This window comes from Nostoc sp., from assembly GCF_036919575.1.
Classification (GTDB): Bacteria; Cyanobacteriota; Cyanobacteriia; order Cyanobacteriales; family Nostocaceae; genus Nostoc.
On sequence record NZ_JBALBY010000117.1, the window covers coordinates 17,067 to 33,477 of the forward strand.

The window sequence follows — 16,411 nt, forward strand, 5'->3', positions numbered from 1 at the left end:
GTAGAGTTGTAGCATTTTATGTTGAATTAGCTTGACCTACTGATCATAGTGATGGTTGGGAGTTAATTTTACAGGCATCTGTAGGTAAAGAAAGTTGTGTTCGATCGCCTGTTAAATTCGGAGAAGCAGATTTTTGATCTATTCTGGAAGATATAGCCATCCAAAAAGCGCGGAGAATAATGGTTGTGAAGTTGCAGCGACCAATTTTAGTGGGAGGATTGGGACTGTCCTTTTCCCTGTGGATGTTGGACAGTTGGCACGATTCTATAGTGCAGGTGGGTGAGTTTGGTTTGTTGAGTGCTTTAGCGGTTGGTGGGGGTTTGTGGTTATTCCAACAAAATCGCCCGAAAAACAGTTTAGAGCAGCTAGATGGTATGCTCGTTGATCGGGCGACTGTGGAAAGTGCGATCGCTAAATCTGAAACTGTAATTAACCAACTAGCACAAGAAGCAGAAAACCATCAGGCGTTAGAGACACTCAGAGAACAAGTTGCCCAATTGTTGTTGGAATTAGACAGACAAGAAATTAAAGTGGCTGTGACTGGCGGTAAATCCGTGGGTAAAAGCACTTTGATTCAAGTGCTAAAGCCAAATGTCGAGACACGAAGTTTGGTGTCTTTACAAGAGACAGCACCTTTGTTTAGAGAAGCGACTGAGAATTCAGATGCAGCTGTTTTAGCAGAAGTAGCAAAATCTGATTTTGTTCTATTCCTGACAAACGGTGATTTGACAGACTCAGAATTTCAAACCTTACAGCAGCTAAAGGCAACAAATCAGCCCACAATGTTGGTTTTCAACAAACAAGACCAGTATTTAGCCGATGAAAGCGCCAGCGTCTTGCTGTCATTGAAACAGCGAATGCAGGGAAATGTAGTTGCAACTGCGGCCTCTCCCATTCCCATGAAAGTCCGAAAGCATGAGGCTGATGGTTCAGTGGAAGAGTGGATGGAACAACCAGCACCAGATATCCAGCAGTTGACCCAGCAGTTGGGTGAAATTTTGGCACAGCAGGGACAACGGCTGGTTTGGGTAACTACCATGAGGAAAGCTGGGTTGTTGAAAGCTGAGGCGAAAAACTGGTTGAATGGAACTAGATGCGATCGCGCCACCCCAATTATTGAACAATATCAATGGATAGCTGCTGCTGCTGCCTTTGCTAACCCAGTACCAGCCCTTGATATTCTAGCGACTGCGGCAATTAATGCTCAAATGGTAATGGATTTGGGTAATATCTATCAGCAGAAATTTTCCCTAGAACAGGCGCAAACTGTAGCTGGAACAATGGGAAGTTTGATGCTGAAATTGGGTTTAGTTGAACTTTCTACAAAGGCGATTAGTACTGTTCTGAAAAGTAATGCCGTTACCTTTGTTGCTGGTGGCCTAGTGCAGGGAGTCAGTGCAGCTTATCTGACTAGAGTAGCAGGGTTAAGTCTAGTTGAATATTTCCAACAGCAGGAAATAGCAATAGATTCTGGGACTGGTTTAAATTTGGAGAATTTGCGGCAAACCTTGCAAAAGGTGTTTGGGCAAAATCAGCAGATTGGTTTTTTGCAAGGGTTTGTTAAGCAAAGCATGAAGCGTTTGTTGCCAGAAGCACAGCAGGTAGAACTAGTTGGTGTTGAGTAAGGTTGTGGGTTAAGTTCACGCAAAAGCGCAGAGCCGCAGAGTTTTTCTTAGCATCTTTGCGCCTTTGCATTAGGCTGAAAAATATGATAATCGTTGCGACTCCTGTTTTGAGGATATTTATATCTTCCTTCAGCAGAAAATATTAATTCTATTAAAGAATATGGTTTAACTTTTGATGATGTTCTTTCCGTACATAAATATGCATACCGGGATACGAAATTTCCTCAATTACAAGCCGTTCTATATGAAGCGATAGAAGAAACTATACAAATGATGAAAATGGGTGTAGATATTAGCGATCCATTAGGAATTACATCTGTGGCATGGATAGCACAAAAATACCCAGAAATTTCTAAATATTGTAATCAAATTCTCACAGAATTAGTAGAAAAGCAATTCAGTAATCCTTTGTTAGAAAATGAGGATCAAACAATGACAGGTGAGTTTTAACAAAACAATATATATATATTAAACAATTTATTTATGTCCCTGGCTTACCTCACCCTCAATCCCTCTCCTTATAAAGGAGAGGGAAGCTAGATACAGGGTGAAGTTTTGCATTTTATTTAATCCACGTTCCTAAGCAGAGGATAACACTTGCGTGCTGCTATAGGTAAACCTAAAATTTACCCAAGCCTAAAATAGGCTTGGTGTATCCAGCAATTATCGTGAGAGTTGCGAGTTAACAAAAAATTGTGAATAAGAGTAGTTAGCTAAACAGCGCCACTGTTTCTATTAAATAGAATAGCTATAGTTTTGAAAATTAGCTTTAAATCGTACACCAAACTCCAATTTTTTTGATACTGCAAATCCAGGCGAATTACATCTTCAAAACTACGGACTGTAGAACGTCCATTTACTTGCCATTCGCCAGTCATACCCGGTTTAACATCGAAACGTTGCCACTCCGGTACTTCGTAGCGTTCCACTTCATCGGGTGTAGGTGGTCGAGTGCCTACTAAACTCATCTCTCCTTTGAGAACGTTCCAAAATTGGGGTAGTTCATCGAAACTAGTTCGCCGTAAAAAGCGCCCGATCTTAGTAACTCTGGGGTCATTCTCATTCTTGAAAAAAGCACCTTGCACTTGGTTTTTAACTTCGGATTTCTTCGCTTCCGCATCCACACACATAGAGCGGAATTTCCAAATCTTAAACTGCTTCCCCATCCAACCACAACGGGTTTGACTAAAGAAAATGGGACCAGGATCATTAATTTGAATAGCGATCGCAATCGGAATAAACAAAACTCCTGTAATTAATAAACCAATTACTGATCCTACAATGTCTAATAACCGTTTCATCCAAGATGCCACAGAAGGGTGAGTAGTGGGTAACTGTTCTACTCTACGGGAAGTTGTCTTCCGATTATCTACTAAGTCTTCTTGTTCTATTAGCGACCCATCGTCCACAGACTCAAGGGGAAAAACTTGATCCAATCCGGTGAGTTTTAGGACTGCCATTACTTGAGGTGTTACATTCCGCAGCGTGAATGTAATCCCTTTCGCCTGGGCGTATTTAAAATTACTGACCAGGGCACCTAAACCACTACTATCGATAAAAGTAGTTTGGTGAAAGTCAATGATGATTTGCTTAGGATGTGAATTCGGCTGAATTAAGCCTTGGCAAGTTTGCTTAAAGCCTAAAGCCTCCAGCACGCTCAACCGCGTCGGCATCTGCACTATAGCCGTGTCGTTTAGGGAATTAACTGGAAAATCGACATCTGTCGGTTGGCTAGTCATGAAGCTCTGCACTTTCGTTGCCATGTATAATGTAATCTGCCAAACATTATTTGTCCTAAAAAATTACTTAATCTAATATCAGAATCAGTAGTAATAAGGACTAATTGCTATTTACCGGGGCTGAGATTGGAGATCGCTAGCGACGATTCACAATAGAACAAGAAGCCAAAAAACATCCTTGCTGTTGTGCCGACGCAGCGCGATCGCGTTGTTTTGATCAAAATGATTGCTAAAACTACCGTTACACCTACTGCACGCCTGATTGAGGTCTTTTCTGCCATTCAAGGAGAAGGACTGAATGTAGGGACACGTCAGATTTTTATTCGTTTTGCTTTGTGTGATTTGCGCTGTCACTTTTGTGATAGTGCCCAGACTTGGAATGTACCTGAGACTTGTCGGATAGAGCGATCGCCTGGATTGCGCGACTTTGAAATCCACTCTAACCCTGTCCCATTACCAATATTAATGGAATGGGTGGAACGACAAAATCTACCTTGTCTACACGATAGCATTAGCTTAACGGGAGGTGAACCACTTCTTCATGCCCCATTTTTAACGCAGTTTCTACCCGAAGTCAGAGCCATAACAGGTCTACCTATATACTTAGAAACTGGCGGACATCGCCCAGAACAACTAGCGATGATTCTCCCCTACTTAGACTCTGTTGGTATGGATTTCAAATTGCCCAGTGTTAGCGGGGAAAGTCATTGGCAAGAACATGCTAAATTTCTCCAATTATGTCATGATTCATATTTAAATGTTTTTGTCAAGATAATTGTGTCTCAAAACACAGATCCCGCCGAGTTGGAACGTTCAGCTTTGCTGGTGGCGGAGGTTAGTCCAGATATCTCAGTATTTTTACAACCTGTTACGCCTTTGGCAGTATCTGAACAATTTTCCCCAATCCCTGTGCTTGCGCCTTCGAGCGATCAAGTTTTGACGTGGCAGGCTTTAATGAAGCGGTTTGTCAAGCATGTGCGTGTGATCCCCCAGACACATAAAATGCTGAACCAGTTGTAAAATTTGAGTTTTACAAAGATGTCATCAAGAAAAAAGTAAGATTTTATGAGGTCATTGGGCTGCTGCTAATCTGGGAGGCAGCAGCCCCCTCAGTAGGCATTCCCAGTCTCCGACTGGGAATGAGGAAAACGTTTGAGGTGAAAGTCTGAAGGGATTTGTGCCACCAAAAAAAAGTACCAGAATGAACGGCAAAGGCTGGACTAATACTTTTTGGTTTGGGTATGTTCTAGTTAAAGCGGCGTTTCAAGTCTGTTTAAAACTAATTTAGGTATTTTATGGGGTGGGCAATACCCACCCAACCTAATTTCTGGTTTCTACAGTGAGTCCTCATCTGTGGTTTTGGATTTAGCTTTTGCCTTATTCGCACTACGTTTGAGGGCGGAGAGCCTTGCTTCGTATCTCGACCGTTGGCGCTTACCAGGAGTATTGTCAATCAGGGTTTTCAAGGCGCTACCAAGACTCTTGTAGGCATTGGGGAGGCTATAACCAAAACGAGTTGCCAAAGCGATCGCTTTCTCATCAGCATTGAGCAATTCTTTTATTTGCTTTTCCCCATTATTCTTTTGGTACAGTCGCCAGCCTGACACACCACACAGCGACAAAGCTAACACCAGCAGCAATCCATCTTGTACCCATAATTCACCTACAGCACCACCTAAACCGATGGCTAGTGCTGCCATTTCCCAACCATCTTTAGGAATTGTGTCATTTTGAACGCGAGCAACTTCATGCCAGAACAGCAGATTACGCTGATCCATTGCGAGGGCATCCCATTTCACCAAGTCAATTTGAATTTCTACCTGGTCTTTACCAATTTCTTCGCAACGAACCAGGGGTGGATTGACCTCAGTTGTGCCTTCAACCGTGACCCAGCTTTGCAATTCTGGCGGTAGTAAGCCTTTCAACCGCCGAAGTTCACTCATTTCCGCTTTGGCAGAGGAGGTTGCATATGATGTCATAATATCCAGCCCCAGAAAATTTCAGTGTATATAGTGAGGGTATCACTTTGGAGTATAGCTATTTAAGTGATGATCCGGCTCACTCGCTCTTAAAACTTCCTCGCTTTTTTCGCGCTTCCATTGCTTTTTCCAGTAAATCTAGCAATCCAGGGGCTTCTTCTTGGATACTGAGTAACAGTCTTTCCCCAAGTTCTATATTCCCCGGATCAATGCCTGTGTCCATAACTTCTTTCAGGCGGGGTACCGCTATGCCATCCACAATCTGAATTAACCCACTCAGACAACGGTGGAATTGCCTTTCTGTGAGAATCGAGTCTTCCAAGGGGAACTCAATAATGGCACGGATTTCGCCATCTGATGGATCATACTCCCATTGCAACATTTTGGTTTCCCAGGAAATGGCAAGCATTGTCTGTAGGATAGCTGCCTTGTGAGGATGGTCTTGGATTCCTGCCAGAACTTGAGGTGCAAATACCCGAAAAAATTTTCCCTCTTCATCCAGTTGGACAACTATTAGAAAATCTTCTAAGTTATCAGCCTCCACACCTGTTATAATTCGTTCTTCTTCATCATCTAAACGGTAGTCCCAACCAAGGTTATCTAAATAGTTGGCAATCTGTTTGAGGTTAGCTCCCATAAAAGCCTCATAAGGAACGTGGAGCAGCTGGTTAACAGACCTAGTTTAACCTGCTAGTGACAGTTGTTTGGGTTGGTGTAGATACTTCTCATCACATAGAAGTATGCAATTAGGGCAAGGGGGATTGGGGAGCCAGCGCGGTCTTGGGGGTTTCCCCCATGAGCGACTGGCGTCATTGGGCATTGAAGACAGGAAAAACAGATGATTGTTCGGCGCTGTGACTGATATTTTCTTTTATGACTTTTGCTCATTATTAAAGAAGCGCACTTCAAATGGTTGTTTCGCTAGGTTGTCAATGTATTGTTGAAATGGAATTCTTAAATCAAGCACCGCCATAAATTGGAATTAAACCTGTGTCTGCTAAAGATGCTTTTCATACAGTTGTCAAAACAGCACTTGAGAAAGAAGGGTGGTTAATCACTCATGATCCTTATGCTCTCCAGGCGGGAACCCTTGAGCTATATGTTGATTTAGGAGCAGAAAAAGTTATTGCAGCCGAAAAACAAGGACAAAAAATAGCGGTTGAAATTAAAAGTTTTCTGAACCCATCAAAAATCACAGAGCTTTATGCTGCATTAGGACAATTTATCATTTACCGAATTGCTTTACAAAAACAAGAAGCCAATCGCACTTTATATTTAGCAGTTCCTAGTACTGTTTACAATGAGTTTTTTATACTTCCATTTATCCAATCTGTTATTAAAATTAATCAACTCTGTTTACTAATTTATAATATTGAACAGGAGGCGATATCAGAATGGCAAAGCTAGACGAATATCGACAATATATTAAGAACTTGCTTCAACAACACGCTAGCACTGTTTGGGATAATCGCATTCAAGCACAGACAATTTTTGATCCAGATCAGGATCATTATCAATTAGTTTATGTAGGTTGGCGTGATCAAGACCGCATATATGGGCCTGTTCTCCATCTAGATATTATTGACGATAAAATCTGGATTCAGCAAGATGGAACAGAGGTAGGAATTGCTAATGAATTGGTTGAATTAGGTGTCCCAAAAGAAGATATTGTTTTAGGTTTTCAGTTACCATCTGTGCGTAAATATACAGATTTTGCTGTTAGTTAATTGAATTTATTAAAAATAGCGATCGCTCTCTGATCTGCGGTTTGTTCAATCTTCTGGAGGATGCCAACCCGCAAGTACCCAATAACTACGAACTTCCAGTGCATCTGGATCATCACTCAAATGTAGAACTACAACAGTTGCTCTACCAGTCGCCGTTTTGCCAACAATACGTAGACCATCTTCACTCCAGCCAAAATGCTCTAACCAGACTTGAGTACGAGGGTTAAATAGCCTTACAGTTTCGCTCGTCTCTGGATCAACCCCTGTAGTTTTATCACTTTTGTAGCGATTACACAAGGGACAAGCTAGCCATAAGTTTGATTCATCATTGCTACCACCTTTAGAGATGGGAATAATGTGTTCAATTTCCAAACGTGCCATTACCAAACGCTGAGGACTTAAACAATAGCCACAACGGTTTTGAGCATCTGTGCGGACACGACGTTCTATTTCTACAGAAATATAAAAGCGGGCCATTGCTGTTAATTGAGGGCTGGTTTCAAGCCGCGTTCAACAGCCACTTTTAAGGCTCTTGCTTTACTTACTAAGCCACGTCGGTAGACCTGCATGAGTTCATCTAGTTGACGAACTTCTGCATCATTAAGCTGTCCCTCGCGGTGACGCGCTAACAATTCACTGAAAACTTCTTGTTGCTGACCTTCCATCTGCATATCGCACATAGCCAAAACCTGATCATCCGGTAATGACTCCATAGGTAGTTCGGTAATAGCGCGGTCAATCCATTCTAGTAATACATCTTCAAGTCGCCGATGTGTGAAAGCTGCGATTTCCTTTGCTTTTTGTGCCAGTGTTTCAGGGAGTTGAAGGGTGACAATTTCAGTCATTTTCTACCAGATTGCCTTTTACTTATGATTGTATCTGCGATCGCTCTCTTGTTTTGCTTCCCACCCTCTAGTTGAAAAAGTGCGATCGCCTGAAGTAAAAAAATATCCCTGCCTCAATAAAATTTATTGTAATAATGAGATTTACAAGTCAAAATAATCAATCTTCTTCAATTTCATAAGTTTGTGGTTCAAATACAATTTTTTCATGTTCATCTAAATTAACAAAAATTAAGTTACCTTTTTCTACATTTTCTAAAGCTTTGATTAGATGTTTCTTGTTAGTTTCTGATTTCAGAAGATAGGTAGTTTCGTCTTCTTCAAATGGTGGTTCAATTAGCATAATGACTTGTACTACAGTTTTCGCATCTTTATCATCATATTGTAACTGTATCGAGTGAGATGAATTTGTGCGATCGCTTGTTTTTCTTCCTTGGGATACTTAGTGTTTTGGCGGTTTGTCAAAAAAGCTCAAGGTGCGTTACCCATCGCTAACGCACCCTGCAAAATTTTTAATTATTGTAGCAGCTAATAAACTCTCTCAAAATCCAACCCCAAATCCTGTATTCACCATTGTAATGCTCCTCGATCACTTTAGTCCTTATGTGGTTTTTGGTTAAAACTGGGATTTTTAAATAATTATGGGACACTCATAACTGGATAATTAAGCTGTGTTAGGGTGTGAGAAATGATTCCAGAATTTGACGAAAGTGGTATTTTACCATCAGGGGTGCATTGGGCAGAATGGTCAGAATTTCAAGAAATATTTGGTACAAGTTTGACTAGACAGCGCATGATAGACGGTCTGGAACTGGCAATGACGCAACTAAAAGCAGCTGGCTGTATAACTATTTATATTGATGGTAGTTTCGTCACCAGTAAACAAAAACCAGGAGACTTCGATGCCTGTTGGGAGGACAATGGAGTTGATATAAATTACCTAGAATCTATTGCTCCTACTTTATTTAATTTTGCGCTGCGGCGTGCCGAACAAAAAATTAAGTACAAGGGTGAAATCTTTCCCTCAAATTATCCAGCTAATGATTCTGGTACAGCCTACATAGATTTTTTTCAATTTGATACCAGAACGAATACGCGCAAAGGAATTATTGCTATAGATTTACAAAGGTGGAAACCATGATGATCAAAAACGAGCAACAATATCAACATTCCTTAGATTGGTTGCAACGCTTTGAACAGTCTATAGTGTCATTGGATAGCAATGAACACTTGAAAGCAGAAGCAGAGCGATGGAAGCTTCACCGAGACTCATATCAAAGTCAAGTTGACGAGCTAAAATCAGAAATCACAGAATACGAAAGACTTATTAATTGCGACATCAGCAAACCTTTAAAAATTAAAGTTGATTCTTTAAATAAGCTGCCAAATGCTTTAATTAAAGCTCGGATAGCAGCCCAAATTAGTCAGCAAGAACTTGCTGATATATTAGGAATTGATGAACAAAGAGTGAAAGAATATGAGGATACAGATTATCAATGTGCCAGTTTTGTAGAAATTCTCGAAGTCAGCACCGCTTTGGGTGTTGAATTTGAAATTGCAACTGTGCAAGTAGATTTTGCAGAAATAGAAGCAGTTAAAAAAAGCGTGGACAAATGGCGCAAAAAAAAACTGAATATTAAAACTAAAGCTTCAAAAGATTACTAATTTTTTGGGACGGAGCAACTTACCATCGTTCCAATAAAATCAAAGCTTTTTTGGAATCTCTAAATAGAGATTTACCACAAGAACATAGGATTACTATATCTGCGATCGCTTGCTTTTCTTTGTTAGCGTGGGCGGTTCGTGAAAAAGAGCGATCGCTTCGCTATTAGAGAGAATAGAACTCAAATTGGGAACACTGAGTAAAGGGTAGGTATTAGCTTGCTAAGGTTTAGTAATTAGGAGAAAACTGGGAATTTAATGAATTACACTAATTTTAAACAAGTTTATTTTTATTTTTATATAACTATTTATAATGTAAAGTGTGTAATTACTGAAATCAAAGAACATGATTACTTTTTAGCAGGCTAAATTAAGGGTTTTCTCTCAGGTAAATATTTTGAAAATATAAGATTATAAATAAGTTTTATATAGTAGACCAATGTCTTCTCCTCAAAAGAAAATAAGAATAATAGCAGTAAGTGATTCAATGCTTGACGGTCTTCCAAAAGACGTTAAAAATAATTTTATATTAATTGCGATATTATATATTATTATTTTTATGTTGGTATGGGCAGTGTCAGAACAATTATTAAAGTTCGTTGTTTTTCCATTATCAATTATTTTTGGGAGCAATTCTTTTTATGAGTGTCCTAGTTTATTTGAAATAACCAATGGTTCTCGTTTATGTATGCTCAAAAATTGGGTAAGTGAAAGTATCAAGATTATATCATTTTTAATCAGTTTTGTTTTTTTACTTACACCTATAAAACTATAGAAATTTTAGCTTTTGAAGCGTTAAAAGCTAAGTGACTATATAAAGTATAAAGTCACTCTTAATCCATCAATACTTAGAGATTAATTAAGTCAATATGAACAAAACAATTCGCATTTTTTTAGGCATTTTAGCCTTTACCTTTAGTTTATTATCAAGCATGGTAAACAAACTCTTTTTTGAAAAATCATCTGAACAAAAAGCTAAAGAGACAATTAGTTTATGATTCATCGACAAGTAATTCTTCTAGAGTCTCTTCGGTTAATCCTTTGGCTTGAGCATTTCTGCCGATTCTGTCAAAAACACTAAGTAAATCTGCATCTTTATTATTTGAAGAGGTTTTCTTTATTTCTTGAATAAGTTGTTCTTGATCTTGTGCGGGAAGTTGTAGGACAAGATTAAGAATTTGCTCGAAGGTTAGGGGTAGTTGATAGGTTTTTTGAGTCATGGTGAGTTCTGGAGTTAGGGAATAGAAACTTGTTAGCTTTTTTAATCAGGTTTGAGCAAGTTTTCTACTTTTAAATCACGATTCCTCTACACCTTGGCGAATTGCATTATCCATATCCTCAATAGTTTTAGGTTTTCCCTGATATTTTAAGCAACCTGCTACATCATCTAATTTAGTTACTGAAAAAAATTTACTAGGCTTTAATAAATCACCGATTTCTGGAATTGCTTCTGTTTTAACTCCAAGTTTTTTCATATTCTTCCAGATTTCTATAGGTGGGAATAGATTGGTTAGTAACCACAGAATAAAGAACATCTGGGTCTAAATCTGCGCCATTCTCCCAGTGAATTGTTCCCCATTCAGCGTTAATTTTAACAGTTTTAAAATAGTTTAAATCTTTTAAAGCTGCAAAAATTCCTGTAAATTCGATTAACTGGTTAACATCAACAATACCTTCTTTTCCGTCTTCAAACTTCAAATATAGTTGATAATTATCGTAAGGAATAACTTCTATAATGTTTTTAAGCATAATTCACTCTAATGGTTGAATTTGTTATAAGAGATTATTTTGTATCTCAAAATCCAACCCCAAATCCTGTATTCACCATTGTAATACTCCTCGATCACTTTTCTTTGTTAGCGTGGGCGGTTCGTTAATTAAAAAAAATAAAACTCGAGTATTTAATTTTTGAATACTAGTGATTGTCATTATCTAGTTTTCAGAATCAATATCTTCTTCATTTTTCATAGATTCGGCTTTTATTGGTTTTAGCCAATCTCTTCTAAATCTAGATAGAAGTCTTGCATTACTATAAGCCCAACTTAAAGGCAGTACAGTCTTGACCGCATATACATTTCCTTGCGTTTGAATCGGAAGTGCAACACTAGCTTCATCTTCATTACCTGAATCAAGAAAAAGTGGTAAAAGTATTTGCAATTGTCTTTGATTAGGGCGCCATTGGGGTAATGCTATCCTATTACTTTGTTCAGCTAATTCTTTAGCCCTTCTAATTGCATCATTTAATATACGTAACCTATAATTTCCTGGTAATTCCTGAAATTCTTGTGGAAATCGAGATATATTATCACGACTAATAATATGCTTTATTTGATTCTCATCAGCTATATCTAATTCCAAATCAGGATTATATACATAATTGGAAAAATCTTCTGAATTACTGAAATCAACATATCTTGCTAACTTAGGTAATACAGCAAATTTTCTAGTAAACTCTACTTGGCTACGGTCAAAAAAACCAAATAAATGCCATTTTATCAAGCGCTCATTATTCTTATAATTTTCGTGAACTTCAAATAAGCCAAATATAGGCTTGCTTAAATTTGTTGAAATTAATCCTGTGTTAAAACAGGCATATTTAGCAGTTTTTTCATCACCAGTATCGTAAATTACTTTATTTTCTTCATCAACACGTTTAAACGTGTAATTTAAGTAATTTCTTAATATTGGATAGTTTGTTTCAAATGTTCCAATTATATTATTAACTGTTGAGCCAGTAATATCTTCATATTGCCAATTTTCTTCTTCTGCCTTTTGCGCTAACATGTCTAGTTTCTCTTCAAAAGCTTGGTTATGCAAAAATGCAAATTTCTCTAATTTCCTTCCAGCTTGTGTCATATTATTTCAGAAGCGCTACCATAAGTCATGACTGTGTTAGATCACTATATAACTTTACAATCTTAAAAAAGATGGGTGTAATTACGCAATTATTCCTAAGAATTATCATTAATTCATTAAAAAAAGGCGAACTTTAAAGTGTTCGCCTCCACTTGTATGATGTTATGCTGTTGCTCAATCCAAACCAAAATTTAAATTTTCGCTTCTTCTCTCACCAACTTATCCCAACCCAAGTCTTTCAAATTATTATTTCGACGTAGCGGACGAGTCACCAACTCTAACATGTCACGCGCATTCGTAAAGCCGTGAATTTGAGCAAAAGTGAACTCCACAGACCACTTAGTATTAATACCGCGTGCTTCCAGTGGGTTAGCGTGAGCCATACCAGTAATTACCAAGTCTGGTTTCAACTCATAAATTCGCTGAAGTTGATTGTAATTATCCGGCTTCTCCACAATCCTTGGCAGAGGTGAATTCATTTCCTGGCAAGTTTTCTCCAGCAATGCCAACTCAGCAGCTTGATAGCGCTTATCCATGTAGGGAATACCGATTTCGTGAACCGTCATCCCACACCGGATTAAAAATCGTGCTTGGGAAACTTCCAGCAAGTTATCACCCATGAAGAATACAGACTTACCGCGAATCAGTTTTACATAATCTTCCAAACCTGCCCAAATTTGTGCTTCCCGTTCATCCAAACCCTTGGGAGTAATACCGAACACCGAGCAGATTTTCTCAATCCAAGCGCGGGTGCCATCGGGGCCAATGGGGAAGGGTGCGCCAATGAGTTTACACTTGCGGCGGCGCATTAAGGTGGTAGCTGTGCGGCTGAGGAAAGGGTTGACACCAGCGACATAATACCCTTCTTCCAGTACTGGCAATTCTGTGAAGCGCTTCGCGGGTAGCCAGCCGGAAACTTTGATGCCTTGTTTCTTCAGTTCCAAGGTTAACTGAGTAACTACGGGGTCGGGAAGGGAGCCAAAGAGAACCAGTGGTGTGTGATCCACGTACTCAGATTCATCTTGGGCGACATCTTCTTTCTTCTTACCGAAGTTGAGCAATTTTGCGATCGCATTACGTTCATTTTTCTCTGTTTCCGCCACAGGAGCCTTATCAGGGCAACGGTTAGCCATAGCAGCTAATACGGTGTCTTCTCCTTGGGTGAAGGCGTAATCTAGACCATTTGCACGCGCTACAACGATGGGAATCCCGATTTCGGATTCTAATTTCGGTGCCAAGCCTTCCAAATCAGTTTTAATAATTTCGGTAGTGCAAGTGCCAATCCAGACAATTACACTCGGATTGCGATCGCGTTTAATCTGCAAGCACAACCGCTTTAACTCTTCATAATCATTCAGCTGTGCCGAAATATCGCCCTCTTCCAACTCAGCCATTGCATAGCGAGGTTCAGCAAAAATCATCACTCCCATCGCGTTTTGCAAGAAGTAGCCACAAGTTTTTGTCCCAATCACCAAAAAGAAGCTATCTTCAATTTTTTGGTATAACCACGCCACGCAGCTAATTGGGCAAAAGGTATGGTAATTCCCAGTTTCACATTCAAAGTTTAAAGCTTCTGGTTGTTGAGCGACAGTCATATTCGTTTATTCTCCCCTTGATTTTCAAATTAGGAGTAATTAAGTTATGAGTTATGAGTTAAACCTCGTACATTTTGAAACCTGGAGTAGTGCGGGCATCTTGCCCGCTAGTACCGACAGGGAGCAAGATGCTCCCACTACTTTTAAAAACTATGGTTCTCAAGATAGATGTGGTTTATGAGTTTTTTTACTAACTCCTAACTCCTAACTTTTTTTAACTCCTAACTTAGTAATTAAGCGTTGGGGAAGAGACGGGCAATTTCTGATTCATCAAAAACGCCTGCTGGCAGTTCTTCCCCTAAAAAATCGTTACTTTCTTCAGCCTTTTCCTTTTGCAAAGCTGTTTGATCGCCCCAGACATCCGATAACACGTCTTTAAACGCATTCTCATCTAGTGGACTATCCTCAAGCACCTCGTCGTCATCCAGGTTTACTTCGATTGCATCTGTTGCATCGAAGGCAATTTCCCCAAACTCATCCCCTTCTAAACTAGGGATTTCGAGAGACTCATCTTTTGAGTCGTCTACGTTGGATAAGGAAATATCGCCAAAGGCATTTTCGGTTTCCTCCAACTCGCCGATCCCCAGGCTTTGCTCATCAGAATCCACAATTGGGAACTCTTCAACTGCCGCCACCAACCCAAACCCATTTGTATGAGAATGTGTCAATGTTTCGTCTTCAGGCTTTTCGTCAATGACATCTGCTGAATCATCTCCGTATTTTTCCTCTTCTGGGTTGATGGCAAAGCGATTACCGAGAGCGAAATCTGGGTCAAAATGCAAATCCAGCACCTCAATCAGCGTATCGGCGTCAGGATTAAGTTTGGCAAAGGGCAACATTAACTGCGCTAGCTTTGGCTCTAGGGCGTTAACTACTCCCAGGATGAGGTAAGAAGGTGGTCGCTTCCCGCCATCAGGGGTGTACACTGATTCTACTTGCATGTGCAGGGTAATCCAGTCCCGGTTGTTCTGGAAAAATTGCAACCATTTTTGCTTTAATGAATCCGTAAAGCTGTGAAAGAAAGCCATATTATTGTCCCCCATCCTGAGAACTTGGTGATTTATACAATCATCAAGTCTAGTTCCTCTTCTGAATTAGGAACCTGGGGTTTACCCGGATTTAAATAAAAATCAGACAACAAAGAGAACAATTCCCGATCTGGTGTGTCGTTAGGTACAACACCTTCGGGACGCGCCAGAATTTGATCGGCGATGTTGAGATAGTAATCGCAAACGTAGTCTAGGGAAGGATCTTGCTCTGCCATCTCAAACAAAGTCTTCCCTTTCACACGGGAAACACGGATATCTTCAATCAAAGGCAAAACTTCTAGAACTGGCATGGGCACTGCTTCTATATATTTTTCAATCAAGTCGCGTTTGGAGGTGCGGTTGCCAATTAACCCAGCTAGACGTAGTGGGTGAGTTCGGGCTTTTTCGCGGACTGAAGCAGCAATTCGGTTAGCAGCAAACAAAGCATCAAAGCCGTTGTCTGTAACGATCAGGCAGTAATCTGCATAGTTGAGTGGTGCTGCAAAACCACCGCAAACCACGTCACCCAGAACATCGAAAAGAATTATATCGTATTCATCAAAGGCGTTGAGTTCCTTAAGTAATTTTACGGTCTCACCGACTACGTAGCCGCCGCACCCAGCACCCGCAGGTGGGCCACCAGCTTCTACGCAATCAACACCGCCGTAGCCTTTGTAAATCACATCTTCCGGCCAGACATCTTCGTAGTGATAGTCCTTTTCTTGGAGGGTGTCGATAATTGTGGGAATCAAAAACCCAGTCAGGGTAAAGGTGCTGTCATGTTTGGGGTCGCAGCCAATTTGCAGCACTTTCTTGCCACGTTTAGCTAGGGCGACGGATATATTACAGCTAGTCGTGGATTTACCGATACCACCTTTTCCGTAGACTGCTAGTTTCACTGTTGTTTGCCTCTTATAGCTTTTTGTCAAACTTGTGGCTCAAACATTTGCCTTCACCTTTCCTGAGATGGCGATGCGTGAGGTCTGTTGATGTAATTATTGGGCAAATTGCATAGAAAAGAAAGTGGCTCTTAATCTGTAAATCGGTCTAATCTGATGAATTAGAGCCTAATTATGTGTATTTATGGTTTTATCAAGCTAAAAGACTTTAATAACTCTACAAATAGTAAATAAAAAGTTTTTATTACTTATTTTTATAAAAATAGTTACAAAAGACAAAAAGCTGTAATTGGGTTTTTGGAATGGTTTTCATAGAATTAGCTGATGGTTGTACAACGTGTTTTCATGGCATTGGGGCGCAGGGTCAAGGGTAAAGAGAGTTATATGCAGCGCGATGCTGGAAATAGTACTGCAATTTGCGATCGCGTAGCTCACCGTTCGCGTAGCGTCTCGTAGAGA

General features: G+C 39.9%; 22 protein-coding genes and 1 pseudogene. 10 read left to right on the forward strand and 13 right to left on the reverse strand.

Going from position 1 to position 16,411, the window contains the following annotated elements; all coding sequences use genetic code 11:
• Positions 1 to 179 precede the first annotated feature (179 nt).
• Both V7K27_RS30715 and V7K27_RS30720 read left to right on the forward strand, forming a co-directional pair.
• Entirely contained in the window at positions 180 to 1,625 is a 1,446-nt protein-coding gene (locus V7K27_RS30715) for a YcjF family protein (protein WP_334952328.1), read from the forward strand.
• Positions 1,626 to 1,895: 270 nt separating this feature from the next.
• Positions 1,896 to 2,075, forward strand: coding sequence for a hypothetical protein (locus V7K27_RS30720; RefSeq protein WP_334952329.1), 180 nt, complete (start codon positions 1,896 to 1,898; stop codon positions 2,073 to 2,075).
• Positions 2,076 to 2,338: 263 nt separating this feature from the next.
• Here V7K27_RS30720 and V7K27_RS30725 read toward each other — a convergent pair whose 3' ends face one another.
• Entirely contained in the window at positions 2,339 to 3,388 is a 1,050-nt protein-coding gene (locus tag V7K27_RS30725) for a sugar transferase (protein WP_334952330.1), read from the reverse strand.
• Positions 3,389 to 3,586: 198 nt separating this feature from the next.
• On the opposite strand from V7K27_RS30725, the gene V7K27_RS30730 reads away from it, so the two are divergent.
• The gene (locus V7K27_RS30730; RefSeq protein WP_334952563.1) at positions 3,587 to 4,384 is read left to right on the forward strand and encodes a 7-carboxy-7-deazaguanine synthase QueE; all 798 of its coding nucleotides are present in this window, start codon (positions 3,587 to 3,589) and stop codon (positions 4,382 to 4,384) included.
• Between the two features lie 314 nt (positions 4,385 to 4,698).
• Here the strand turns inward: V7K27_RS30730 and V7K27_RS30735 are convergent, their stop codons facing one another.
• Together V7K27_RS30735 and V7K27_RS30740 are read right to left on the reverse strand one after the other, a co-directional pair.
• Positions 4,699 to 5,343 (reverse strand): DUF3318 domain-containing protein, encoded by a 645-nt coding sequence (locus V7K27_RS30735; protein WP_334952332.1) that lies wholly within the window; start codon positions 5,341 to 5,343, stop codon positions 4,699 to 4,701.
• 79 nt (positions 5,344 to 5,422) lie between these two features.
• Positions 5,423 to 5,980: a hypothetical protein gene (locus tag V7K27_RS30740; RefSeq protein ID WP_334952333.1), complete on the reverse strand. Its 558-nt coding sequence runs from the start codon at positions 5,978 to 5,980 to the stop codon at positions 5,423 to 5,425.
• Between the two features lie 353 nt (positions 5,981 to 6,333).
• On the opposite strand from V7K27_RS30740, the gene V7K27_RS30745 reads away from it, so the two are divergent.
• Positions 6,334 to 6,750: an element excision factor XisH family protein gene (locus tag V7K27_RS30745; RefSeq protein ID WP_334952334.1), complete on the forward strand. Its 417-nt coding sequence runs from the start codon at positions 6,334 to 6,336 to the stop codon at positions 6,748 to 6,750.
• Positions 6,738 to 7,070, forward strand: coding sequence for a XisI protein (locus tag V7K27_RS30750; protein WP_334952335.1), 333 nt, complete (start codon positions 6,738 to 6,740; stop codon positions 7,068 to 7,070). The genes V7K27_RS30745 and V7K27_RS30750 overlap by 13 nt, the downstream gene beginning before the upstream one ends.
• Before the next feature lie 45 nt (positions 7,071 to 7,115).
• Here V7K27_RS30750 and V7K27_RS30755 read toward each other — a convergent pair whose 3' ends face one another.
• The 3 genes from V7K27_RS30755 to V7K27_RS30765 form a co-directional block, all read right to left on the reverse strand.
• Positions 7,116 to 7,547 (reverse strand): HNH endonuclease, encoded by a 432-nt coding sequence (locus tag V7K27_RS30755; RefSeq protein ID WP_334952337.1) that lies wholly within the window; start codon positions 7,545 to 7,547, stop codon positions 7,116 to 7,118.
• A gap of 5 nt (positions 7,548 to 7,552) precedes the next feature.
• Positions 7,553 to 7,915, reverse strand: a complete 363-nt coding sequence (locus V7K27_RS30760; RefSeq protein WP_334952339.1) for a hypothetical protein — start codon at positions 7,913 to 7,915, stop codon at positions 7,553 to 7,555.
• A gap of 157 nt (positions 7,916 to 8,072) precedes the next feature.
• The gene (locus V7K27_RS30765; RefSeq protein ID WP_334952341.1) at positions 8,073 to 8,255 is read right to left on the reverse strand and encodes a hypothetical protein; all 183 of its coding nucleotides are present in this window, start codon (positions 8,253 to 8,255) and stop codon (positions 8,073 to 8,075) included.
• Between the two features lie 345 nt (positions 8,256 to 8,600).
• Here V7K27_RS30765 and V7K27_RS30770 point away from each other — a divergent pair, with 345 nt between their 5' ends.
• The 3 genes from V7K27_RS30770 (at position 8,601) to V7K27_RS30780 (ending at position 10,349) form a co-directional block, all read left to right on the forward strand.
• Positions 8,601 to 9,053 (forward strand): DUF6932 family protein, encoded by a 453-nt coding sequence (locus V7K27_RS30770; protein ID WP_334952343.1) that lies wholly within the window; start codon positions 8,601 to 8,603, stop codon positions 9,051 to 9,053.
• A complete protein-coding gene (locus tag V7K27_RS30775) occupies positions 9,050 to 9,577 on the forward strand; it encodes a helix-turn-helix transcriptional regulator (RefSeq protein WP_334952345.1) in 528 nt (175 codons plus the stop codon). Before V7K27_RS30770 ends, V7K27_RS30775 begins: the two co-directional genes overlap by 4 nt.
• Before the next feature lie 436 nt (positions 9,578 to 10,013).
• The gene (locus V7K27_RS30780) at positions 10,014 to 10,349 is read left to right on the forward strand and encodes a hypothetical protein (RefSeq protein ID WP_334952347.1); all 336 of its coding nucleotides are present in this window, start codon (positions 10,014 to 10,016) and stop codon (positions 10,347 to 10,349) included.
• Between the two features lie 217 nt (positions 10,350 to 10,566).
• Here the strand turns inward: V7K27_RS30780 and V7K27_RS30785 are convergent, their stop codons facing one another.
• From V7K27_RS30785 to V7K27_RS30805, 5 genes and pseudogenes are all read right to left on the reverse strand, one after another.
• Positions 10,567 to 10,794, reverse strand: a complete 228-nt coding sequence (locus V7K27_RS30785; RefSeq protein ID WP_334952349.1) for a hypothetical protein — start codon at positions 10,792 to 10,794, stop codon at positions 10,567 to 10,569.
• Positions 10,795 to 10,869: 75 nt separating this feature from the next.
• Positions 10,870 to 11,007, reverse strand: a pseudogene (locus tag V7K27_RS36615) (AbrB/MazE/SpoVT family DNA-binding domain-containing protein); the annotation flags it as partial.
• Positions 11,008 to 11,029: 22 nt separating this feature from the next.
• Complete coding sequence (locus tag V7K27_RS30795) at positions 11,030 to 11,323, reverse strand: DUF2442 domain-containing protein (RefSeq protein ID WP_334952353.1); 294 nt, start codon at positions 11,321 to 11,323, stop codon at positions 11,030 to 11,032.
• A gap of 183 nt (positions 11,324 to 11,506) precedes the next feature.
• Entirely contained in the window at positions 11,507 to 12,430 is a 924-nt protein-coding gene (locus V7K27_RS30800; RefSeq protein WP_334952354.1) for a DUF3825 domain-containing protein, read from the reverse strand.
• 191 nt (positions 12,431 to 12,621) lie between these two features.
• Positions 12,622 to 14,025: a ferredoxin:protochlorophyllide reductase (ATP-dependent) subunit N gene (locus tag V7K27_RS30805; RefSeq protein ID WP_334952355.1), complete on the reverse strand. Its 1,404-nt coding sequence runs from the start codon at positions 14,023 to 14,025 to the stop codon at positions 12,622 to 12,624.
• Positions 14,026 to 14,071: 46 nt separating this feature from the next.
• Between V7K27_RS30805 and V7K27_RS30810 the strand changes: the two genes are divergently transcribed.
• The gene (locus V7K27_RS30810) at positions 14,072 to 14,206 is read left to right on the forward strand and encodes a hypothetical protein (RefSeq protein WP_334952356.1); all 135 of its coding nucleotides are present in this window, start codon (positions 14,072 to 14,074) and stop codon (positions 14,204 to 14,206) included.
• 52 nt (positions 14,207 to 14,258) lie between these two features.
• Here V7K27_RS30810 and V7K27_RS30815 read toward each other — a convergent pair whose 3' ends face one another.
• Positions 14,259 to 15,053, reverse strand: a complete 795-nt coding sequence (locus V7K27_RS30815) for a DUF5331 domain-containing protein (RefSeq protein ID WP_334952358.1) — start codon at positions 15,051 to 15,053, stop codon at positions 14,259 to 14,261.
• 32 nt (positions 15,054 to 15,085) lie between these two features.
• The gene (gene bchL, locus V7K27_RS30820; RefSeq protein WP_196528135.1) at positions 15,086 to 15,952 is read right to left on the reverse strand and encodes a ferredoxin:protochlorophyllide reductase (ATP-dependent) iron-sulfur ATP-binding protein; all 867 of its coding nucleotides are present in this window, start codon (positions 15,950 to 15,952) and stop codon (positions 15,086 to 15,088) included.
• A gap of 324 nt (positions 15,953 to 16,276) precedes the next feature.
• Here bchL and V7K27_RS30825 point away from each other — a divergent pair, with 324 nt between their 5' ends.
• Positions 16,277 to 16,408, forward strand: a complete 132-nt coding sequence (locus V7K27_RS30825) for a hypothetical protein (protein WP_334952359.1) — start codon at positions 16,277 to 16,279, stop codon at positions 16,406 to 16,408.
• Positions 16,409 to 16,411 lie beyond the last annotated feature (3 nt).